Genomic DNA, 18,862 nt, shown 5'->3' with positions numbered 1-18,862 from the left:
GCCCGCCCTTGTCCGCCCCTGCCGGCCCTTGCCACTCCCTTGTCCCCGCAGAGTTCCGCACCCCGAGACGAGTTGGAGCACCCATGCCCCAGCACGTGCCCCACCATCCCCCACCCTCGAACTCGCTCGGGTGGGGGGACCCCCACCGCACCGCGTCTCCACCGGCCGCGCAGCACCACCCGACCCCGGTGCCGCAACCGCGCCGCATCGTCTTCCTCGCCCACCGGGATCTCGGCAGCCCCTCGGCGGGCGGCTCCGAACTCCTCGTGGACAGACTCGCCGACGGCCTGACCCGACTCGGCCACCAGGTGACCCTGCTGTGCGGCGGCCCCGCCTCCCCCGTTCCCGGCTCCGCTCGAACGGGAGAAGCCCCCATCCGCGACTACCGGGTCGTGTCGGCGGGCGGCGCCTACGGCCACTACCTGCGCGCCCGTTCGGCGTTCAGCCGGCGGATCGGTGACTGCGATCTGCTGGTCGAGGTGTGCAACGGCATGCCCTACTTCGCTCCCGTCTGGCACCACGGCCCCACCATCTGCCTGGTCAACCACGTCCACACGGACGTCTGGAGGATGCGGTTCGACGGCCCGATGGCCCCGGCGGCGAGAATCGGCCGACGCCTCGAACAGTGGGCGCTGACCGGGGCGCAGCATCGCGGCCTGCTGGTCGCGGTCTCCCCCTCCACCGCACACGCGCTGCGCGGGATCGGGATCGAGCGGGACCGGATCCGGGTCGTCCACAACGGAGTCGAAGAACCCGGTCCCTGTGCCGAGCGCTCGCCGGAGCCGCTGTTCGTGGCGGTGGGGCGGCTCGTCGAGTACAAGCGGATCGATCTGCTGCTGCGGCTGTGGGAGCGGGTGCGGCCGGTCACCGGCGGGCGGTTGTTGATCGTCGGCGACGGGCCCGAGCGGGATCGGCTGGAGCGACTCGCCGGTCCCGGCGTGGAGTTCACCGGGCATGTCTCCGAGTCACGGAAACACGAACTCCTCTGCGCTGCCTGGCTGTTGCTGCATCCGTCCGCGCTGGAGGGATGGGGGCTGGTGGTGACGGAGGCCGCCGCCCGGGAGACGCCGGCGATCGCGTTCGACGTGCCCGGGCTCCGGGACTCCGTCGTGGACGGGGAGACGGGGGTACTGGCGCGGGGGGAGTCCTCTTTCGCGGCGGCCTGGTGCACGCTGGCTCTGTCCGGGCGTCGGCGTGAGGCCATGGGCAAGGCCGCGCGTGACCGTGCGGCGCGCTACCGCTGGGATCGGACGGTGAGACAGTTCCGGGCTGTTGCCGCTGAGGCGGTGAGGGGCTGGGGGTCGTGACCGGCCCCAAGGACCCTTCCCTACGCAGGTCGGTGGCTCTGTTCCGGGCCTTCCTGCACGAACAGGACGACCCGGAGTCCTGCTACTCGCTGCTCGCCCGCGACGCAGCCGATCAGGTCGAGGCCTACGACGGACCTGTCAGCGGGCGCACGGTCCTGGACGTCGGCGGTGGCAGTGGCCACTTCACCGAGGAGTTCCGGCGACGCGGAGCCCACGCCTATCTCTTCGAGCCGGACGTACGGGAGTTGGGGCAGCAGCCGCCGGACGGGACGGTGATCGCCGACGGGTATCTGCTCCCGCTGTCCGACGGGGTCGCCGATGTGACCTTCTCGTCCAACGTCCTTGAGCATGTGGCCGATCCGCAGACGTTTCTCAGCGAGCTGACGCGGGTGACCCGGCCCGGTGGGCTGATCTATGTGTCGTTCACCAACTGGCTCTCCCCGTGGGGCGGTCACGAGTGGGCGCCCTGGCACTACCTCGGCGCCGAACGGGCCCGGGCCCGCTACCGGCGGCGTACCGGCAAGGCCGCCAAGCACACCCTCGGCGAGAACCTGTTCGCCGTGCACATCGGTGCCACCCTGCGGCAGGTCCGTGCCCGCGACGACGTGGCGGTCGTCGCGGCGCGCTCCCGCTACTGGCCCTTCCTCGACCGAGCCGTCGTCAAGGCGCCCGGGATAAGGGAGTTGGCCACCTGGAACCTCCTCCTCATCCTCCGGCGGTGTCCACGATGACGGCGACCACGGTCCAGGCTCCGCCCCCGGCGGCCGATCCCACCAGCACGACCCTGGCCGGACCCCCGGAGGGTCCGAGGTCGTGGCGCTGGCTGCTGGGTTTCTGGGCCGTGGTGTTCGTGCTGTTCCTGGCCGTGCATCCGGGTCGGCAGACCTTCGACACGAAGCTCGGCGTCACCGTCGACCCGGGCCAGTTCCTCTCCGATCTGGGCCAGTTGTGGCACGACCGGGGTTCGTTCGGAGGCATCCAGGACCAGTACGCCGGCTACCTCTGGCCCATGCTGCCGTTCTACTGGCTGGCCCACGCCGTGCACCTGCCGGTGTGGCCGGCGGAACGCCTGTGGCTGTCCCTCGTCGTCTCGGTGGCCTTCTGGGGCGCGCTGCGGCTGGCCGAGCGGCTGCGGGTCGGCAGTCCCGCGTCCCGGCTGCTCGCCGCCGTGACCTACGCGCTGTGGCCGGTGTTCACGATCGTCGTCGGTTCCACGTCGGCCGCCGCGCTGCCCGGCGCCTTCCTGCCCTGGGTCCTGCTGCCGCTGACCAACGAGCGCCACACGGCCCGCGTGGCCGCCCTACGATCGGCGCTGATCGTCCCGTTCATGGGCGGGGTCAACGCCGCGGCGACCCTCGCGTCCCTGTTCCCGGTGGGCCTGTATCTGCTGTCCCGCCCGCCCGGAGCACGGCAGCGCAAGCTGATCGCCTGGTGGGCGCCGGGGGTCGTGCTGGCTACGGCATGGTGGTGGATCCCCCTCCTCATGCTCGGTGTCTACGGCGAGAACTTCCTTCCCTACGTGGAGACTTCGCAGACCACGACGGACACCATGTCGGCGACGGAGGGCCTGCGCGGAGCCGGTGACTGGGTCGCCTATCTGCACCTCGGGGAGGCCTGGATACCGGCCGGCTGGACGGTCGTCTCCTCGGTGATCGTGATCGTCTGCTCGGCACTCGCCGCGGGGCTCGGTCTCGCCGGGCTGGCCCGCCGGGACATGCCGGAGCGGCGCTGGCTGGTACTGGTCGCGATGTCGGTCGCACTGATCCTGTTCGCCGGGTACGGCGGCCCGTTCGGGGCGCCCTTCCACGGGCTGGTCCAGGACTGGCTGAACGGCCCGCTCGTCCCGTTCCGCAACATCTACAAGTTCCAGGCGGGCCTGGCCCTCGCCCTCGTCCTGGGCCTGGCCCACCTGGTGGGCGTGGCCGCCGAGTCGCGGGGCGCCCGTCCGGTCCGCGGGCGTCGGCTCGCCCCGCTGATCGCGGTGGTCCTGGTCCTGCCCGGCCTTGCGTGGCCGTATCTCAACGGGTCGATCCTGAACCCGGGTTCGTTCCAGCAGCTCCCCAAGTACTGGCAGTCCACGGCCGATTGGCTGCACAAGTACTCGCCCGACTCCCGCGCCCTGGTCGTCCCGGCGACCGCGCACGGCATCTACACCTGGGGCTCCCCCATCGACGAGCCTCTGGATGTGCTGGCCGACTCCCGCTGGGCGGAACGGGACTACGTCCCGATGGGCACCCCCGGCAACCGGCGCGCGATGGACGCGGTGGAACAGGCACTGGACTCCGGCGGCGAAGTCCCGGGCCTGGCCGACTACTTGAGCCGGGCCGGCATCTACTACGTCGTCGTCCGCAACGACCTCGACCCCGACCAGATCGGCTATGTCCCGACGACCACCGTGAAGCGCGCCCTGGAACAGTCCGGCTACCAGCGGGTGACCGGCCTCGGCCCCGTGATGACCGGCGGCCGGATCGCGGGCGGCACCCCGCTCCAGGTCGAGGGCCTCTACCCGCGCCAACGGGCGGTGGAGATCTACGAGCCGACGAGCAAGGACGCGGTACGGCCGGGCCAGGCGGGCCTGACACAGGTGGCCGACACGGCGGTGGTCTCCGGCGGACCGGAGTCCCTGCTGCCCCTCGCCACCGAACTCCGGGGCAGGGCAACGGTGTTGACCGGCGACAACCACCCGGGGCTGGGCTCACCCACCCTCCAGGTACTCGGCGACGGACTGCGTCGCGCGGACACCCGGTTCGGCCTGGTCGACGCCAACACCTCGTACACGTACACCCCCGACGAACGCAACGCGCCGGACGCGGTCCAGGACGCGGGCAAGAAGCCGAAGCAGATCCTGCCGACGAAGGGCATCGCCCATCAGACGGTGGCCGAGCTGCGCGGCGCCCGCTCGGTGACGGCGTCCTCCAGCGGCAACTGGCTGTTCCAGCTGCCCCAGTTCGACCCGGTGAACGCCTTCGACGGCAACCCCGACACCGCGTGGGCGGAGGGCGCGGCGGGCTCCCCGAACGGGCAGTGGCTGCGCATCGGCTTCACGGGCGGGTCGTACGACATGCCGGGTTCGTTCAAGGTGACCCCGCTCCCGCAGGAGAGCGTGCGGGCCGCGGCGACCGAGGTGAGGGTGGAGACGGCGAAGGGCTCGGCGACCAGCTACCTCCAGCCGAACGGCATGACGCAGACGGTCAGAGCCCCCTCAGGAACAACGAGTTGGATGAAGCTGACGATCGTCGACTCGGTGGTCCGCCGCACCGGTCTCACCGGCGCGGGCTTCTCCGAGATCGCCCTGCCGCACGTCCAGGTCACCCGGCTCCTGAAACTCCCCACCGACGCGAACAGCTCCGACGCCACCGCCGAGATCGTCTCCCTGCACCGCACGGCCGACCCGACCGGACTCTCCCCGACGGGCACGGAGGCGGGCCTGCACCGCACGTTCTCGACGTCGACTGCGGGAACGTACGAGGTGAAGGCGAGCGCGGTGGCGATCCCCGGCGAGGAGTTGGACAAACTCCTCTACGAGGTGGCCCCCGCCCAGCAGCACCGCATCACGGCGACGGCCGACTCCACGGCGGCGCTCGGGGCAGGCCTCTCGGCCCGCAACCTGACGGACGGCGACCTGACGACGGGCTGGGTGGCGGGCGACCGCCCCACGATCCATCTCAGCTGGACCGGTAAACAGGCGGTCGGCGAAGTGGTGTTGGCGCCCGCCGGCGGTCTCTCGACCCGCGCCACCGAGGTCGACATCAGCTCACCCGACGGCGCGACGATCGCCGGCGTCGACGACAACGGCGTGGTCCGCTTCGACCCGATCACCACGGACCACCTCGACATCACGATCACGAAGACGGCCCCGCTCACGCTCCACAACCCGGTGGCCGACGAGAACCTCCAACTCCCCGTGGGCCTGTCCGAGGCGTACGTCCCGGCCCTCGACCAGTACCGCACCCCGCAGCCCGACCCCACCCGCACCTTCACGCTGGCCTGCGGAAAGGGCCCGGTGGTGGCGGTGGACGGCGAGCTGTACCGGACGAGCGTGACAGGGACGGTACGGGACCTGACCGAGCGCCGGGCCGTGCAGGTGACGCTCTGTCAGGAGGGGCGGAACGACCCGGCACTGGAGCTGGCGTCGGGCACGCACCGGGTCGAGGCGGGCGACGCGGGACCCCTCTCCCTGACGGCCGTGACACTGACCCGGGGAAGTGTCACACCGGCGACGGACGCCGGTCGGGGGCTGCGGGTCGTGGACTGGCTGGGCGACCGCCGAGAGGTGACGGTCGGCTCGGGCACGGCCTCCTACCTCACCACGTACGAGAACTACAACGACGGCTGGAAAGCCACCCTGAACGGCAAGGAGCTGTCCCCGGTCCGCCTGGACGGCTGGCAACAGGGCTGGCGCGTCCTGGCAGGCGCGGGCGGCACGATCAAGCTGTCCTACACCCCGGCGACAACATACGAGGCAGGCCTCATCGGCAGCGGGGCGGCGTTGGCCGTACTTCTGGCCCTGGTGATCTGGCGCCGCCACGAACCGAACCCCGACGAGCTCCGACCACCGCCACCCCTCCCTGGATTGTGGCTGGGCGCGGTGGCACTGACGCTGGTGGGAGTGGTGATCGCGGGCTGGTTCGCGCTGCTGGTACCGGCGTTGGCATTGCTCGCCTACCGCCGTCACGCACTGCTGGTCCCGATCGCCTTCGTGGCACTGGCGGGCGCGGGGATCGTTGCGGCGACGGGAGCCGGCGACCCGGTGGGCGCGGGCGAGGGCGCGTTCAGCCGCGCCGCCCAACTCCTCGCGCTGATCGGGTTGTTCGCGGGGCTGGTGAGCGTACGGGAGTGGCGGGACCCGGAGACCCCGGACTCGACGCCGGTCCTGCCGCCGTCACCGGCGCCACTGCTGCAACGGGAGCGGGGGACGAGCGCGATGGGCGAGCAGCCGGGAGGCGAGGGAAAGCCAAGTACCTGGGAGGAGCTGGCCGGACGGTGGTCGGAGACCGAATCGGAGCCGAACGCCGCGGAGGGCCCAGGGGCGATCGAGTCCGGTCCCACGATCTCGGCGCGCGGCCCGGGCCACCAGGAGTCTCGGCCGACGCCACCGCAAAGCGCCCCTTCAGGGGGGCGGGGCCGTGACATCAGCGGCTCCGCCGCGCGGGCGCGACCAGCCCCCACGCACCCGCACCAAGAGGACGACCCCCAATGACCGCACTCGACCACCCCGTCCACACCCCCCGCATCCCCTTCCCCACAGTCGACGAAATAGCCCGCCACTGCCACCAGTCCGCCGAACCCGAAACCGTCCACATAGAGGTCCACCTCCCCGGTCCGCTCGACCCGGAACGGCTCCGCGCCGCGTTCACGCAGGCCCTGCACCACCACCCCCGCATCCTCATGCGCGAGGCCCCGGGCCCCTGGTACCGCCGCCGCTACGAATGGGAGTTGACCGACAACCCGGACACAGAGGTGGTGGCCTTCCCACCCCCCACCCGAGACGCCCTCAAACACGCCCGCACCCGCTCGCTGGACCACACCCCACCCCTGACCGCATCCCCACCCATCCGCCTGGAAGCCGTCGAACTCCCCCACGGCACCGCCCTCCTCCTCACCGTCAACCACACCGCCCTGGACGGCCCCGCCTGCCTCCGCGTCCTCGCCACCGCGGCGGAGCTGTACGGCGGACACCCCAACGCCCCGACCGACCCGCCGACCCGCCCCCCGGACACCCCCGAACTCCCCACGGCCACCCCGTCCGTGTGGACCCCGCCCGCCCGCGTCGCTCCCGGCGCCCCCGACCCCTGTCCCGGCGGCAACGGCCTCCTCCTCACCGAACTCGGCGTCCCGCACCGCCCCAAGGGCTCCCCGTACACCGTGAACGACCAACTCATGGTCACGACGGCCCTGATGATCGCCCACTGGAACCGCGAACACGGTGCGCGCCCCCGCCCGCTGCGCATCACGATGCCCGTCGACGACCGCCCACGGGGCACGGACATGCCCATCGGCAACGGCACCCGACTCGTCGAAGTCACTTTCGCCCCGCACGAGTTGACCACCGACCCCGCCGAGATGGGCGAACTGCTCCACCGCACGGCGACCCGGACCCGCGCACTGAAGGCCCTCCCCCGCCCCCAACTCGGCCACGGGGCGGCTCTGTTGACCGCCCCCGTCGTCCCCGTCGCCTGGCGGGCCGCCCTCACCCGGGGTCTGCGCAGAGCCGCCGCGCCCTGGACCTCGACCACCCTCCTGAGCAACATCGGCCGTATCCCGTACGCCCTGGACTTCGGCGGCATCGCGGGCCGGGCACACGCGGTGTGGTTCTCGGCGCCGGCCCGGATGCCCCGCGGGTTCACCGTGACGACCGCCTCCACCGCCGGAAAGCTGCACGTGGCCCTGCGCTGGTCCCGCACCCTCCTCGGCCCCGGCGACGGCGCCCACCTCCGCGACCTGTTCGAGCACTACCTGCACACGACGGAGGAGCACGAGGCATGACGACCACCGCCCCGCACCACCCCGGCCTCCCCGACTTCTACGAGAACCCCGCCGTCCCGGTCGCCTCCGGCCCCTCCCGCACCCTCCGCCAGGCCCGCGTCCTGGCCACCGCACTGGGCCCGCCCACCGAACACCCCCGCACGATCCTCGACATCGGCTGCGGCGACGGCACGGCGGCGGCCACCGCCGCCCCCCTCCTCGCCGGCCACCGCGTCATCGGCGTCGACTGGTCCCAGGACGCCCTGACCCGCGCCCGGACCCACCTGCCGTACACGGTCCGTGGCGAGCTCACCGCGCTGCCGCTGCGCACAGCCGTCGCCGACGCCGTGCTCTTCAGCGAGGTGGTCGAGCATCTCGTCGACCCGGACACGGCGCTCGCCGAGATCCGCCGAGTACTGCACCCGGGAGGCCATCTCATGCTGTCCACACCGAACTTGGCCGCCTGGTACAACCGCGCCCTGCTGCTCGCCGGCGTCCAGCCGGTGTTCTCGGAGGTGAGCCTGCGCGCGATCCACGGCCGCCCGGGCAAGGAGGTCGTAGGACATCTGCGGCTCTACACCCCGCGCGCGCTGCGGGAGTTCGTGACGGCGGCAGGTTTCGAGGTCGTAGGACTCAAGGGTGCCCCCTTCCACGGCGTACCGCGCCCACTGCGTCCCCTCGACCGACTGGCCTGTGCCAGACCGCAGTTGGCGTCGATCCTGCTGTTGCACGCGCGGAAGACGTAGGGGGCGCGGCCGTGTGGTGGGGAGTGACCGCGGCCCTGCTGGCGAACGTGCTGTACAGCACCGGTTTCGTGCTGGAGAAACGGGCGCTCACGGCACTGCCCGAGGTGACGGTCCGTCAACCGGGCAGGCTGCTGCGGCTGGTGCTGGGCAGCCCGCTGTGGATCGGCGGGTCCATCGCCCTCGCCGCCGGGTTCGGCGCGCAGCTCGCGGTGTACCGGACGCTGCCGATCGCCGCCGCGCAGGGCATCTTCGTGTCCGGTCTGGTACTGCTCGTGCTGCTGTCCGCGCGCCTGCTCGGCGAGGAGACCAGCGGTCGGGAACGGTACGCGCTCGGCGCGATCCTCGCCGCCCTGCTGATGGTCGTACTGTCGCTGAAGGAGGGCTCGGACCACGTCAGCCGCGCCGCCCCCTACCCACTGATCCTGCTGGTGTGCGTGCCCTCGCTGGCGGCCGGCGTCTGGCTGTACCGGTCCACCGAGCGCCGCGCGGCCCACCGGCACCGGCTGCCCACCACGGGCGTCGAATACGGCGTGGCGGTGGGCCTGTTGTACGGGGTCAGCTCGCTCGCCATCAAGGGGGTGTCGAGCTTTCTGACCACAAGTGACCTGGGCGGGGCGGTGGTCGACCTGCTGCGGTCCCCGTACCCGTATCTCCTGCTCTGCACGGGCGCGTTCGGCCTGGTGATGTCCCAGGCGGCGCTGCAGCGCTGCCGCGCCTCGCTGATCGTGCCGGTCTGTACGACGGTGACGAGCCTGTTCACGGCCGTGCTCGGCACGCTCGCGTTCGGCGAGGCGCTGCCGCACGACCCGCTGCGCCTCGCCCTGCGGATCGGGGGCACGACCCTGGCGGTCACCGTCCTGCTGACCATGCCGAAGCACGACAACGCGCCTCAACGACCTTCCGAGGCCAAGGAGTTGACTCCCCCGTGAATCCGGACGACCCACTGCTGAAGATCCTGGCCTGCCCGCTCGACAAGGGCCCGCTGCACCTGCTGCCCACGGGCTCCCTCTACAACCCGCGCCTGCGCCGCCGTTACCCCGTCGTCGACGGCATCCCCCAGCTCCTGCCCTCATCCGGGGAGCAAGTGACCGACGACGACGAGCACTTGGAACTCCTCAAACGGATGGCCCCATGACAGCCGCACGCACTCCCCGCACGCTCACCGCCCGTCTCGCGCCGCTCCTCCCCACCCGCCTGGTCGCCGCCACCGCCCGAGCCGTCTACCCCCGCTTCGAACCCGAACTGGCGCGCCTGGGCGACCTGTTGCCGCCCGACTGCGGCACGGCGGTCGACGTCGGCGGCTGGTACGGCCCCTGGACGCACCGCCTGTGGAGACACGCGCGCCGGGTCGTGACCGTCGAACCGGTCCCCCACCTGGCGCGACTGCTCGCCGCAGCCGCCCCCGCGCACGCACGGGTGATCCCGGCCGCCGCCTCCGACCGCCCGGGCACCGCCCGCCTGTGGCTGCCGCCGGACGACGAGGGCGACCGGGGTGTGTCGTCGCTGGTCCGCCGGGACATCCACGCCCGCGCCGTGCACGTCCCCTGCGTCACGCTCGACGGCCTGGGCCTCAAGGACGTCGACTTCATCAAGATCGACGTGGACGGCAACGAACTGGCCGTCCTGCACGGCGCGACCGGCCTCCTGACCCGCGACCGCCCCGCGCTCTTCGTCGAACTGGAGTCACGCATCCAGCCGATCGCCCCGGTGGTGACGTACCTGTCGCTGCTCGGCTACGAGGGCTGGGTCCTGCCGGACAGGAACGGGCACTGGGTCCGGCTGTCCGCCTTCCCCCTCGAAGCGCACCAGACCCGGACCTCGTACGTCGTCTCCCGGGGCCTGCTGCGCCGCGTCCTGCCGTTCGCGCGCGGCCCCCGCTACGTCAACTCGGTCCTGTTCCTGCCGGACGGCCGCAGCCCTGGCATCGATGACGACGTCGATGTCAGTGCCGTGCGCGACGATGGATCGCATGCCCGACGCGAAACGCCCCGCGAGCCCCTTCGGCCCCCTCGACTTCCAACTCGTCCTGCTGCGCCGCATGGCGGACCACAACCCGGACCTGGTCGAGGACGCCCGTCATGAGCTGGGCGTCTCGATCGCCGACATGCGCGAGGCCAACAAGCGCTGGCAGGCCATGCTGCACTCCCCGAGAGGCCGGGCCGCCGCCTCCCGCTACCGTTCGATCCTCGGCACCCCGGAATCGACCGCAAACCGCAGGATCGGCGACCTGGACTGCGAGGCCCGGCTGTGGCCGGTCCCCCTCTGGCCCGACCTCCGCTTCGAGGTGCTCACCGCCCCGAACGGCGCCGTGTGGAACGAATGGCTGGTCCGCGCCCCCGGCGCCGCGCCCCCGCCCCTCCACACCCTCGACGACCTGACCCCCTGGTCCTGCACGGTCGACGAGGCAGCCCGAGCCTTCGCCCCCGCCCGCCCCCTGGAGGGCACGGCCCCCACCCGCTGGGGCCTCGCCTTCACCGCCCCCGACGGGCAGGGCGTACGACATCGGTGCGCGGCCGAGTTCACCTGGGGGCTGCTCCAGAGAACGGCGGTCAGCGACTAGCGGCGGCGAGCACCGCGTCCACCACCACAGCCAGCGACCCCGGATGCAGATCGAGGAAGAGGTTCGGCTCGACGAGTTCCAGTTCCATCACGCACGGCTCCCCGTCCGGCCCGTCCACCAGGTCGACGCGGGCGTACAGCAGCTCCGGTGCGTCCGGTACGGCGGCCAACGCCCGTTCGGCGACGGCGAGTTCGGTCTCGGTGGCGGTCCACGGCTCCAGGTCCGGGTGGGACACCTTGTCGTCGTCGTAGGCCGTGCCGCGCGAGAGCACGGCGCCCTTCCGCGAGGCGTGCACGTACCGCCCGCCGAAGAACAGCAGCGCCCGCTCTCCGCTGACGTCCACGTTCGTGAGGTACGGCTGGACCATCGCGGTGAGCCCCTCCGCGTGCATGCGCTCCAGCTGTCGTACGGCCGTCTCGTGCTCGTCGGGTGTATAGCGGGCGGCGAAGCGGGCGCCCGCGCCGGAGGTCGGCTTGACGACGTACTCGTGGTCGTCGGGGAGGTCGGCCGGGTCGCCGGGGGCGAGATAGCGGGTCGTTACGACGGGCACGCCGGCCGCCGCGAGGTCGCCGAGGTAGCGCTTGTCGGTGTTCCAGCGCACGACCTGCACCGGATTGGCGAGCCGCGTCGCCTTGGCGACCCGCTCGGCCCAGGCCACGAACTCGGCCGCCCGCCAGCTGTAGTCCCAGGTCGAGCGGATGAGGACGAGGTCGTGGCCGCCCCAGTCGGTCCCCTCGTCGTCCCACGGCGCGGCGACCGCCTCGGCCCCGGCCGCCCGCAACGCCTCGACCAGCACCGGGAGGTCACGGTCCTTGCTGGGCTGGGATCCGGGATCGTAGGTGGCGAGCGCGATTCGGGGCACGGGAGCCTCCAGCTTCGTACGGCGGTAGATCGTTTTCGCAGGGTAACCACGCGCCCGGCGACCGGGGCAACCGGATTGACCTTCCCCATTGGTGAAGCCCCAGCATCGGTGGCGGAACCGGAAGAGACTGGGGGCCTGCATGAACATGCTGACGATCGGGGCCTTCGCGCGGGCGTGCAGGCTGTCGCCGAAGGCGCTGCGGCTGTACGACGAGCTGGAGCTGCTGCGGCCGGCGCGGGTGGACCCCGACACCGCATACCGCTACTACGCGGTCGAGCAGCTGGAGCAGGCGCGGCTGGTCGCGTGGTTGCGGCGGCTGGGCATGCCGCTGGCCTCGATCCGTGAGGTGTGCGCCCTCGAACCGGCCGCCGCCGCCCGTGAGATCCGCGCCTTCTGGGTCCGGGTCGAGGCGGAGACGGCGGTGCGGCGGGATCTCGCCGGGTTCCTCGTCGACCATCTCTCGGCCGTGGCGGCCGTACCCGGAAAGGACACCACCATGCTCGAACTGCGCTACTCCGCCCACTCGGACCGCGGGCAGGTCCGCCCCTCCAACCAGGACACCACGTACGCGGGCACACGGCTGCTCGCAGTCGCCGACGGCTTCGGCCCGGCCGGCGGGCCCGCGAGCAGCGCGGCGGTGGAGGCGCTGCGGTTCCTGGACACCGAGGAGGTGCCTGCGGGCAATGTGCTCAATCTGCTGGAGGAGGCGGTACGGGGCGCCACCGACGCGGTCCGTGACGTGGCCGATCCCGCCGAGAACGGCACGACCCTGACCGCGCTGTTGTGGACGGGCTCGCAGCTGGCGCTCGTGCACATCGGGGACTCGCGCGCGTATCTGCTGCGCGAGGGCGGGCTCTTCCGGATCACGCACGACCACTCGGTGGTCCAGTCGCTGATCGACGAGGGCCGGCTGACCGCCGAGGAAGCCGGGTCGCACCCTCAGCGCTCGCTGCTCCTCAAGGCCCTCACCACCGGCGACCCCGACCTGAAACTCCACGACACCCGCCGCGGCGACCGCTATCTGCTGTGCTCGGACGGTCTGACCGCGGTCGTCCCGGAGCACCGGATCCGCGAACTCCTCACCGCGGGCCAGGACCCGGAGGAGACGGTACGGTCCCTGGTCGACGCGGCGAACGCGGCCGGGGGTCCGGACAACATCAGTTGTGTGGTGGCGGACGTGGTGTAGGAACGGGGGTGTCCCCGACGCCGGGGACCACTGCCCCGACCGCCAAGGAGCGCACCGCGTGTCCACCCTCTTCCCAGCCCTGACGAACCCGGGCGAGCAGCCCGCCCTCAGGTTCGGTGACCGGTCACTGACCTACGCGGAGCTGGGCGCGGCGGCGGACGCCCTCGCGGTCCGGTGCGCGGGCAGCGACCGGGTCGCCGTGTGGGCCACCAACTCGCTGGAGACGGCGGTCGCCGTGGTGGCGGCGCTGCGGGCCGGGGTGGCCGCGGTGCCGCTCAACCCGAAGTCGGGCGACAAGGAGCTGGGGCACATCCTGGCGGACAGCGCGCCGGCTCTGGTACTCGCAGCGCCCGGCGACGAACTCCCTTCTGCACTCCGGGACTTGGAGCGCGTCGACGTCGACGTGCGGGGTGTCAGGGGCGAGGGTCCGGCCGTCTCGCCCGACGACGAGGATCCCGCCCTCGTCGTCTACACCTCCGGCACCACAGGCCCGCCCAAGGGCGCCGTGCTCCCGCGCCGGGCGATCGCCACGACGCTGGACGCGCTCGCCGACGCCTGGCAGTGGACCGGCGAGGACGTGCTCGTGCACGGGCTGCCGTTGTTCCATGTGCACGGGCTGGTGCTGGGGATCCTGGGACCGCTGCGGCGCGGCGGCTCGGTGCGGCACCTGGGCAGGTTCAGCACGGAGGGCGTGGCGCGGGAGCTGAACGACGGGGCGACCATGCTGTTCGGCGTGCCGACGATGTACCACCGCATCGCGGAGACGCTCCCCGACGACCCCGGACTCGCCAAGTCCCTTGCCCGGGCACGGCTGTTGGTCTCCGGTTCGGCCGCGCTCCCCGTCCACGACCACGAGCGGATCGCGTCGGCGACCGGGCGCCGGGTGATCGAGCGCTACGGCATGACGGAGACCCTGATGAACACGAGTGTCCGGGCGGACGGTGAACCCCGCGCGGGGACGGTGGGGGTCCCGCTGCCCGGCGTGGAACTGCGGCTGGTCGAGGAGGACGGCACGCCTCTTCCGGTGTACGACGGCGAGAGCGTGGGCGAGATCCAGGTGCGCGGGCCGAACCTGTTCACCGAGTACCTCAACCGGCCGGACGCGACGGCCGCGGCCTTCACCGCCGACGGCTGGTTCCGCACCGGGGACATGGCCGTGCGCGACCCCGACGGCTATGTGCGGATCGTCGGCCGCAAGGCCACCGACCTGATCAAGAGCGGGGGTTACAAGATCGGCGCGGGTGAGATCGAGAACGCGCTGCTCGAACACCCCGGGGTGCGCGAGGCCGCCGTCACCGGTGAACCGGACCCCGACCTGGGCGAGCGGATCGTGGCCTGGATCGTGCCGGCGGACCCCCAGTCCCCGCCGGAGCTGGCCGAGTTGGCCGACCATGTGGCGGGCCGCCTGGCCCCGCACAAGCGTCCCCGTGTCGTCCACCACCTCTCCGCGCTTCCCCGCAACGACATGGGGAAGATCCTCAAGCGGGCCCTGACCCATGACTGACCGCCCGTCCGCCCGGGAGACCCTGGCCCTGGTCACGGACGACTCCGCCTTCGCCGAACTCCCCCACCCCGTACGGGAGTCCGCGCCCGACGGCCCCCTCGCCTGGCAGGGATACGACGCCTCGCGGGCCCGCGCCGCCGACCGCACGGGTGAGTCGGAGTCGGTGGTGTGCGGCACGGCGACGGTCGGAGGCACGCGGGCGGTGCTGATCGCCTTCGAGTTCGGCTTTCTCGGCGGCTCGCTGGGCGAGCGCACCGGGGACCGTCTGGAGTCGGCGTACACATACGCCCGTGAACACCGGTTGCCGGTCGTCCCGTTGATCGCCACCGGGGGCAGCCGGATGCAGGAGGGCATGATCGCCCTCACCCAACTCCAGCGCGTGGCACGGCAGTCTGCGCTCACCAGGGAGGCCGGGCTGCCGCAGATCGCGGTGCTGCGGGACCCGACCACGGGCGGCGGCTGGGCCACCCTGGGCGCGGGCGCCGATGTGATCCTGGCGCTGCCCGGCGCCCAGGTCGGCTTCGCGGGCTCCCGGGTCCGCCCACCGGACGCGGACCCCACGGCGTACACGGCCGAGGCCCAGGTGGCCGCGGGCGCGGCCGACGCGATCGTGGAACCGGAGGAGCTGCGGGCGACCCTGGGAGGGTGGCTGCGGCTGCTGACCACGCCGTGGGAGGGGCAGGCGCCGGTACCGGCGGCGCTCGGCGCGTCGGGTCTGCCGACAGCCGGACGGGAGGGTGCGGCGAACGACGCCGGCAGGGACGGCCCGGCACACCACGCCCGACCGGCCCGGCACGCGACGGACGGTCCCCCGGCGTCCCCGCGGGAGGACGCGGCACCTTCCCTCGACGAGGTCGGCGAGGCCACGCGGCACGCGTCGGCCGGCCTCCCGACGACCGGGCGGGAGAGCATGCCACCCGCTCTCGGCGCGGCCGGCCCCCCGGGCACCGGCTGGGAGGCCGTGCAGCGCGCCCGTTCCCCCCAACGCCCCCGCGCCGAGCGCTACTTGGACGACTACTTCACTCACCGGCTCGCGATCAGCGGGGACCGGTGCGGTGGTACCGACGCGGGCGTGCTGTGCGGGTTCGGGGAGCGCGAGGGGCGGACCGTCGCGTATGCCGCGCAGGCCGGGACGGCGACGCGGCCGGCCGGGTATCGGACCGCCGCGCGGCTGATCCGGCTGGCGGACCGGCTCGGGGTGCCGGTGCTGACGCTGGTGGACACTCCGGGCGCGGCGAACGACGCCGAGGCGGAGCGGGAGGGGGCGGGTGCCGCGATCGCGGATCTGTTCGGTGCGGTGGCTTCCGCCCGGGTCCCGGTCACCACGCTGCTGATCGGCGAGGGCGGTTCCGGTGGTGCACTGGCGCTGGCCGCGCCGGGCAACACCTGGGCCACGCCTGACAGTTACTTCTCGGTGATCGCCCCGGAGCTCGCCACCGCGATCCTGAAGCGGGCGCCGGCGGAGACGGAGCGGACTGCGAACCAACTCCGGGTCCGTCAGGAGGACTTGGCGGCGCTGGGGGTGATCAGGACCCGGCCCGTCTGAGCGACGGGCAGTCATGAAGGCTCCCTCCGGCACTCTTTACATGTTTCTTACTTCGGACATAACAGACAAATACCCCCATTTAGCCGCACCCCGCCCGGCCCACCACAAGGCGCGCCGACCGCCCCGCCCCCGCACGATGCGAAAGAGGCCCGCCGCCCGGCGACGCCCCGGTCCGCTCTCGGGAGAACCTTCCATGACCGTCAGTCTGGAGCAGTTGCGACGCTGCCATTTCGCCGTCGACCTGGGAGCGGCCCGCACCCGTGTCTACGTCAAGGGTGCCGGGCTCGTCGTCGACCAGCCGTCCGCCGCCGCCGTGAACACACGGACCGGCGCGCTGATCGCCGTAGGAGAGTTCGCCGAGAAGATGACGGGTCGTACGCCCGACTACATCCGGGTCGTCCGGCCGGTCTCCGGCGGGACCGTCGTCGACATCGAGATGGCGCAGCGCATGCTGCGGCACCTGATCGGCGACAAGGTGCGCCGCGCGCTGCGCCGCAAGCCCCGGCTGCGGGCCGCCGCCTGCACCCCGCACGACGCCGATCCGCTGGCGCAGCGGGCCGCGATCGAGACGCTGGTCGGGCTCGGGGCGCGCCGGGTGGAACTGGTCGACACGCTGATCGCCGCCGCCGTGGGCTGCGGACTCCCCGTGGAGCGGCCCGAGGCCACCATGATCATGGTGTGCGGGGCCGCCGCGACCCAGGTCGCCGTGCTCTCCCTCGGCTCGATCGTCACCGCCGAACGCATCCCGGTGGGCGGCGAGGCCGTCGACCACGCGATCGTCCAACACCTGCGCCACGAGCACGAGTTGATGCTGCCGAGCCAGTCCGTGCGGCCACTGCAGCTCGCCCTCTCCGGCAACGGTCTCACCGCGCACGGCCCGGCCCTGACCGAGATCCACGGGCGGGACGTGGCGACCGGGCTTGCCCGTTCCGTGCAGGTCGACACCGCCGCCGTACGGGACGCGATCGAGACCCCGCTGACCGCCGTGCTCGACGGCATCGGCCGCGTGCTGCGCAACTGCCCGCCCGACCTGGTGGCCGACCTCGCCGACCGCGGGATCATGATGGTCGGCGGCAGCGCCCTGCTCCCCGGCCTCGACCAGATGCTGCGCGCGGCGACCGGCATGCCGGTCCACATCGCCGAGCGGCCGGACGTGTGCGCCGTACAGGGCCTCGGTTACATGCTGGAGGGCAAGATCGAGCCGCTGGTCCTGGACCCGCTGGCGACCGCCTGAACCCGGACCCGGCCGGCCCGCGGGCCGGCGCCCCCGACCTCTCCCGCCTCCTCGAAGCCGTCCTGAGCGTCGGCTCCGAGCTCGAACTGCGCACCACCCTCCAGCACATCGTGGACGGCGCGGCCGAGCTGACCGGCGCGCGGTACGCGGCGCTCGGCACGACGGACCCGGGGCAGGACGGCCTCACCGAGATCCGCACCGGCGGGGCGGAGCCGCCGCCTCCGGGGGTGCTCAGCGTGCCGATCCACGTCCAGGACGAGGTGTTCGGCCACCTCCACCTGGCCGGCAAGCAACCCGCCGCCCCCTTCACCGCCGAGGACGAACACCTGCTGCACGTCCTCGCCGCGCAGGCCGGCATCGCGATCGGCAACGCCCGCCTGTACGAGACGGCCCGGCAGCGCGAGCGCTGGATCGAGGGCGCGGCGGCCGTGACCACCGCGCTGCTCACCGGCGAGCGGGCGGCCGACGCGCTGACGACGGTCGCCGAGGGCGCCCGGGCGCTGGCCGACGCCGCCGCGGGTGTGATCCTGCAGCCCACCGAGGCGGGCGGCATGGAGATCGTCACCGCCTCCACCTTCGAGGACCCGGGCGACATCGTCGGCACGACCATCGCGCCCGGCAGCCCGGTCCTGGTCCAACTCCTGGGCGGCGAACCGGTGTTCATCGACGACTCGGCGACCGACCCGCGCATGACGACGCATGTACGGCACCGGTTCGGCCCCAGCATGATGCTGCCGCTCCAGACCGAGGGCCGTCTCATCGGCACGCTCGCCCTCCCCCGCCACCGGGGCGACCGCCCCTACACGGCCGTGGAACGGTCGCTGGCAACGCAGTTCGCGTCCCAGGCCGCGCTCGCGCTGGTCCTGGCCGACGCCCGGCACGGCCGTGAACGCCTCGCCGTCTTCGAGGACCGCGACCGTATCGCCCGCGACCTGCACGACCTGGTCGTCCAACGGCTGTTCGCCACCGGCATGTTGCTGGAGTCAGCCCAGCGCAGGGGCGGACCGGCCGACCCGGCCCACGAGGCCCTCGGACGCGCCGTCGACGAACTCCAGTCGACGGTCCAGGAGGTCCGCACGGCGATCTTCGCCCTGCAGCAGCCACCGGCCGAGGCCCCAACGAGCCTTCGCGGCAAGGTACTTCGGGAGGCGGCGGCCGCCCTCGCGGGCCGGCCCTCGACCCGCTTCAAGGGCCCGGTGGACACCCTCGTCCCCGATCAGGTGGCGGTCCGGCTCCTCGCCGTCCTGCGTCGCGCCCTCGCCACGGCGTCCGGCCGCACCGACGTATCCCGTCTGTCCCGTCTGGAGATCACGGTCGACGTGACGACTCCGCTGCCGGACGGCCGGGACGCCGTACGGCTGAGGGTGTACGACGGCGAAGGCACGACGGTGAGTTGGCGGTCGCCCCTGCGGCAGGAAAGTCAGTAGGGCAGGATCCGCCCCGACGGCGTCC

15 protein-coding genes are annotated in these 18,862 nt (G+C 72.7%); 14 read left to right on the top strand and 1 reads right to left on the bottom strand.

What is annotated here, in order from left to right; all coding sequences use genetic code 11:
* Positions 1 to 83: 83 nt before the first annotated feature.
* The 9 genes from AB0I51_RS02665 to AB0I51_RS02625 are packed head-to-tail and all read left to right on the top strand — an operon-like array spanning position 84 to position 11,078.
* Positions 84 to 1,307 (top strand): glycosyltransferase family 4 protein, encoded by a 1,224-nt coding sequence (locus tag AB0I51_RS02665; protein ID WP_362970633.1) that lies wholly within the window; start codon positions 84 to 86, stop codon positions 1,305 to 1,307.
* Entirely contained in the window at positions 1,304 to 2,038 is a 735-nt protein-coding gene (locus AB0I51_RS02660) for a class I SAM-dependent methyltransferase (protein WP_362970631.1), read from the top strand. Before AB0I51_RS02665 ends, AB0I51_RS02660 begins: the two co-directional genes overlap by 4 nt.
* Positions 2,035 to 6,507, top strand: coding sequence for an alpha-(1->3)-arabinofuranosyltransferase family protein (locus AB0I51_RS02655; protein ID WP_362971133.1), 4,473 nt, complete (start codon positions 2,035 to 2,037; stop codon positions 6,505 to 6,507). Before AB0I51_RS02660 ends, AB0I51_RS02655 begins: the two co-directional genes overlap by 4 nt.
* Positions 6,504 to 7,793 carry a condensation protein gene (locus tag AB0I51_RS02650; RefSeq protein WP_362970629.1) on the top strand — a complete coding sequence of 430 codons (1,290 nt, stop codon included), beginning with the start codon at positions 6,504 to 6,506 and terminating at the stop codon, positions 7,791 to 7,793. The genes AB0I51_RS02655 and AB0I51_RS02650 overlap by 4 nt, the downstream gene beginning before the upstream one ends.
* Positions 7,790 to 8,518, top strand: coding sequence for a class I SAM-dependent methyltransferase (locus tag AB0I51_RS02645; protein ID WP_362970627.1), 729 nt, complete (start codon positions 7,790 to 7,792; stop codon positions 8,516 to 8,518). Before AB0I51_RS02650 ends, AB0I51_RS02645 begins: the two co-directional genes overlap by 4 nt.
* 23 nt (positions 8,519 to 8,541) lie before the next feature.
* The gene (locus AB0I51_RS02640) at positions 8,542 to 9,447 is read left to right on the top strand and encodes a hypothetical protein (RefSeq protein ID WP_362970625.1); all 906 of its coding nucleotides are present in this window, start codon (positions 8,542 to 8,544) and stop codon (positions 9,445 to 9,447) included.
* The gene (locus AB0I51_RS02635; RefSeq protein WP_362970623.1) at positions 9,444 to 9,653 is read left to right on the top strand and encodes a Trm112 family protein; all 210 of its coding nucleotides are present in this window, start codon (positions 9,444 to 9,446) and stop codon (positions 9,651 to 9,653) included. The genes AB0I51_RS02640 and AB0I51_RS02635 overlap by 4 nt, the downstream gene beginning before the upstream one ends.
* Positions 9,650 to 10,600, top strand: coding sequence for an FkbM family methyltransferase (locus AB0I51_RS02630; RefSeq protein WP_362970621.1), 951 nt, complete (start codon positions 9,650 to 9,652; stop codon positions 10,598 to 10,600). Before AB0I51_RS02635 ends, AB0I51_RS02630 begins: the two co-directional genes overlap by 4 nt.
* Positions 10,488 to 11,078, top strand: a complete 591-nt coding sequence (locus AB0I51_RS02625; RefSeq protein WP_362970619.1) for a hypothetical protein — start codon at positions 10,488 to 10,490, stop codon at positions 11,076 to 11,078. Before AB0I51_RS02630 ends, AB0I51_RS02625 begins: the two co-directional genes overlap by 113 nt.
* Here AB0I51_RS02625 and AB0I51_RS02620 read toward each other — a convergent pair.
* Positions 11,068 to 11,940, bottom strand: coding sequence for a hypothetical protein (locus AB0I51_RS02620; RefSeq protein WP_362970617.1), 873 nt, complete (start codon positions 11,938 to 11,940; stop codon positions 11,068 to 11,070). The two genes, AB0I51_RS02625 and AB0I51_RS02620, sit on opposite strands and share 11 nt — an antisense overlap.
* Before the next feature lie 139 nt (positions 11,941 to 12,079).
* On the opposite strand from AB0I51_RS02620, the gene AB0I51_RS02615 reads away from it, so the two are divergent.
* The 5 genes from AB0I51_RS02615 to AB0I51_RS02595 all read left to right on the top strand — a co-directional run bounded on the left by AB0I51_RS02615 (position 12,080) and on the right by AB0I51_RS02595 (position 18,837).
* The gene (locus AB0I51_RS02615) at positions 12,080 to 13,126 is read left to right on the top strand and encodes a MerR family transcriptional regulator (RefSeq protein ID WP_362970615.1); all 1,047 of its coding nucleotides are present in this window, start codon (positions 12,080 to 12,082) and stop codon (positions 13,124 to 13,126) included.
* A gap of 58 nt (positions 13,127 to 13,184) precedes the next feature.
* A complete protein-coding gene (locus AB0I51_RS02610) occupies positions 13,185 to 14,630 on the top strand; it encodes an acyl-CoA synthetase (RefSeq protein WP_362970613.1) in 1,446 nt (481 codons plus the stop codon).
* Positions 14,623 to 16,176: a carboxyl transferase domain-containing protein gene (locus AB0I51_RS02605; RefSeq protein WP_362970611.1), complete on the top strand. Its 1,554-nt coding sequence runs from the start codon at positions 14,623 to 14,625 to the stop codon at positions 16,174 to 16,176. Before AB0I51_RS02610 ends, AB0I51_RS02605 begins: the two co-directional genes overlap by 8 nt.
* 193 nt (positions 16,177 to 16,369) lie before the next feature.
* A complete protein-coding gene (locus tag AB0I51_RS02600; protein ID WP_362970609.1) occupies positions 16,370 to 17,410 on the top strand; it encodes a rod shape-determining protein in 1,041 nt (346 codons plus the stop codon).
* 62 nt (positions 17,411 to 17,472) lie between these two features.
* Positions 17,473 to 18,837, top strand: a complete 1,365-nt coding sequence (locus tag AB0I51_RS02595; protein ID WP_362971131.1) for a GAF domain-containing protein — start codon at positions 17,473 to 17,475, stop codon at positions 18,835 to 18,837.
* The last annotated feature ends 25 nt before the right edge of the window (positions 18,838 to 18,862 follow it).

Origin of the sequence: Streptomyces sp. NPDC050549 (assembly GCF_040655035.1) — a bacterium.
GTDB lineage: Bacteria > Actinomycetota > Actinomycetes > Streptomycetales > Streptomycetaceae > Streptomyces.
The sequence above is the reverse complement of the archived record's forward strand: the minus strand, read 5'-3'. Positions and strand labels throughout refer to the sequence as shown.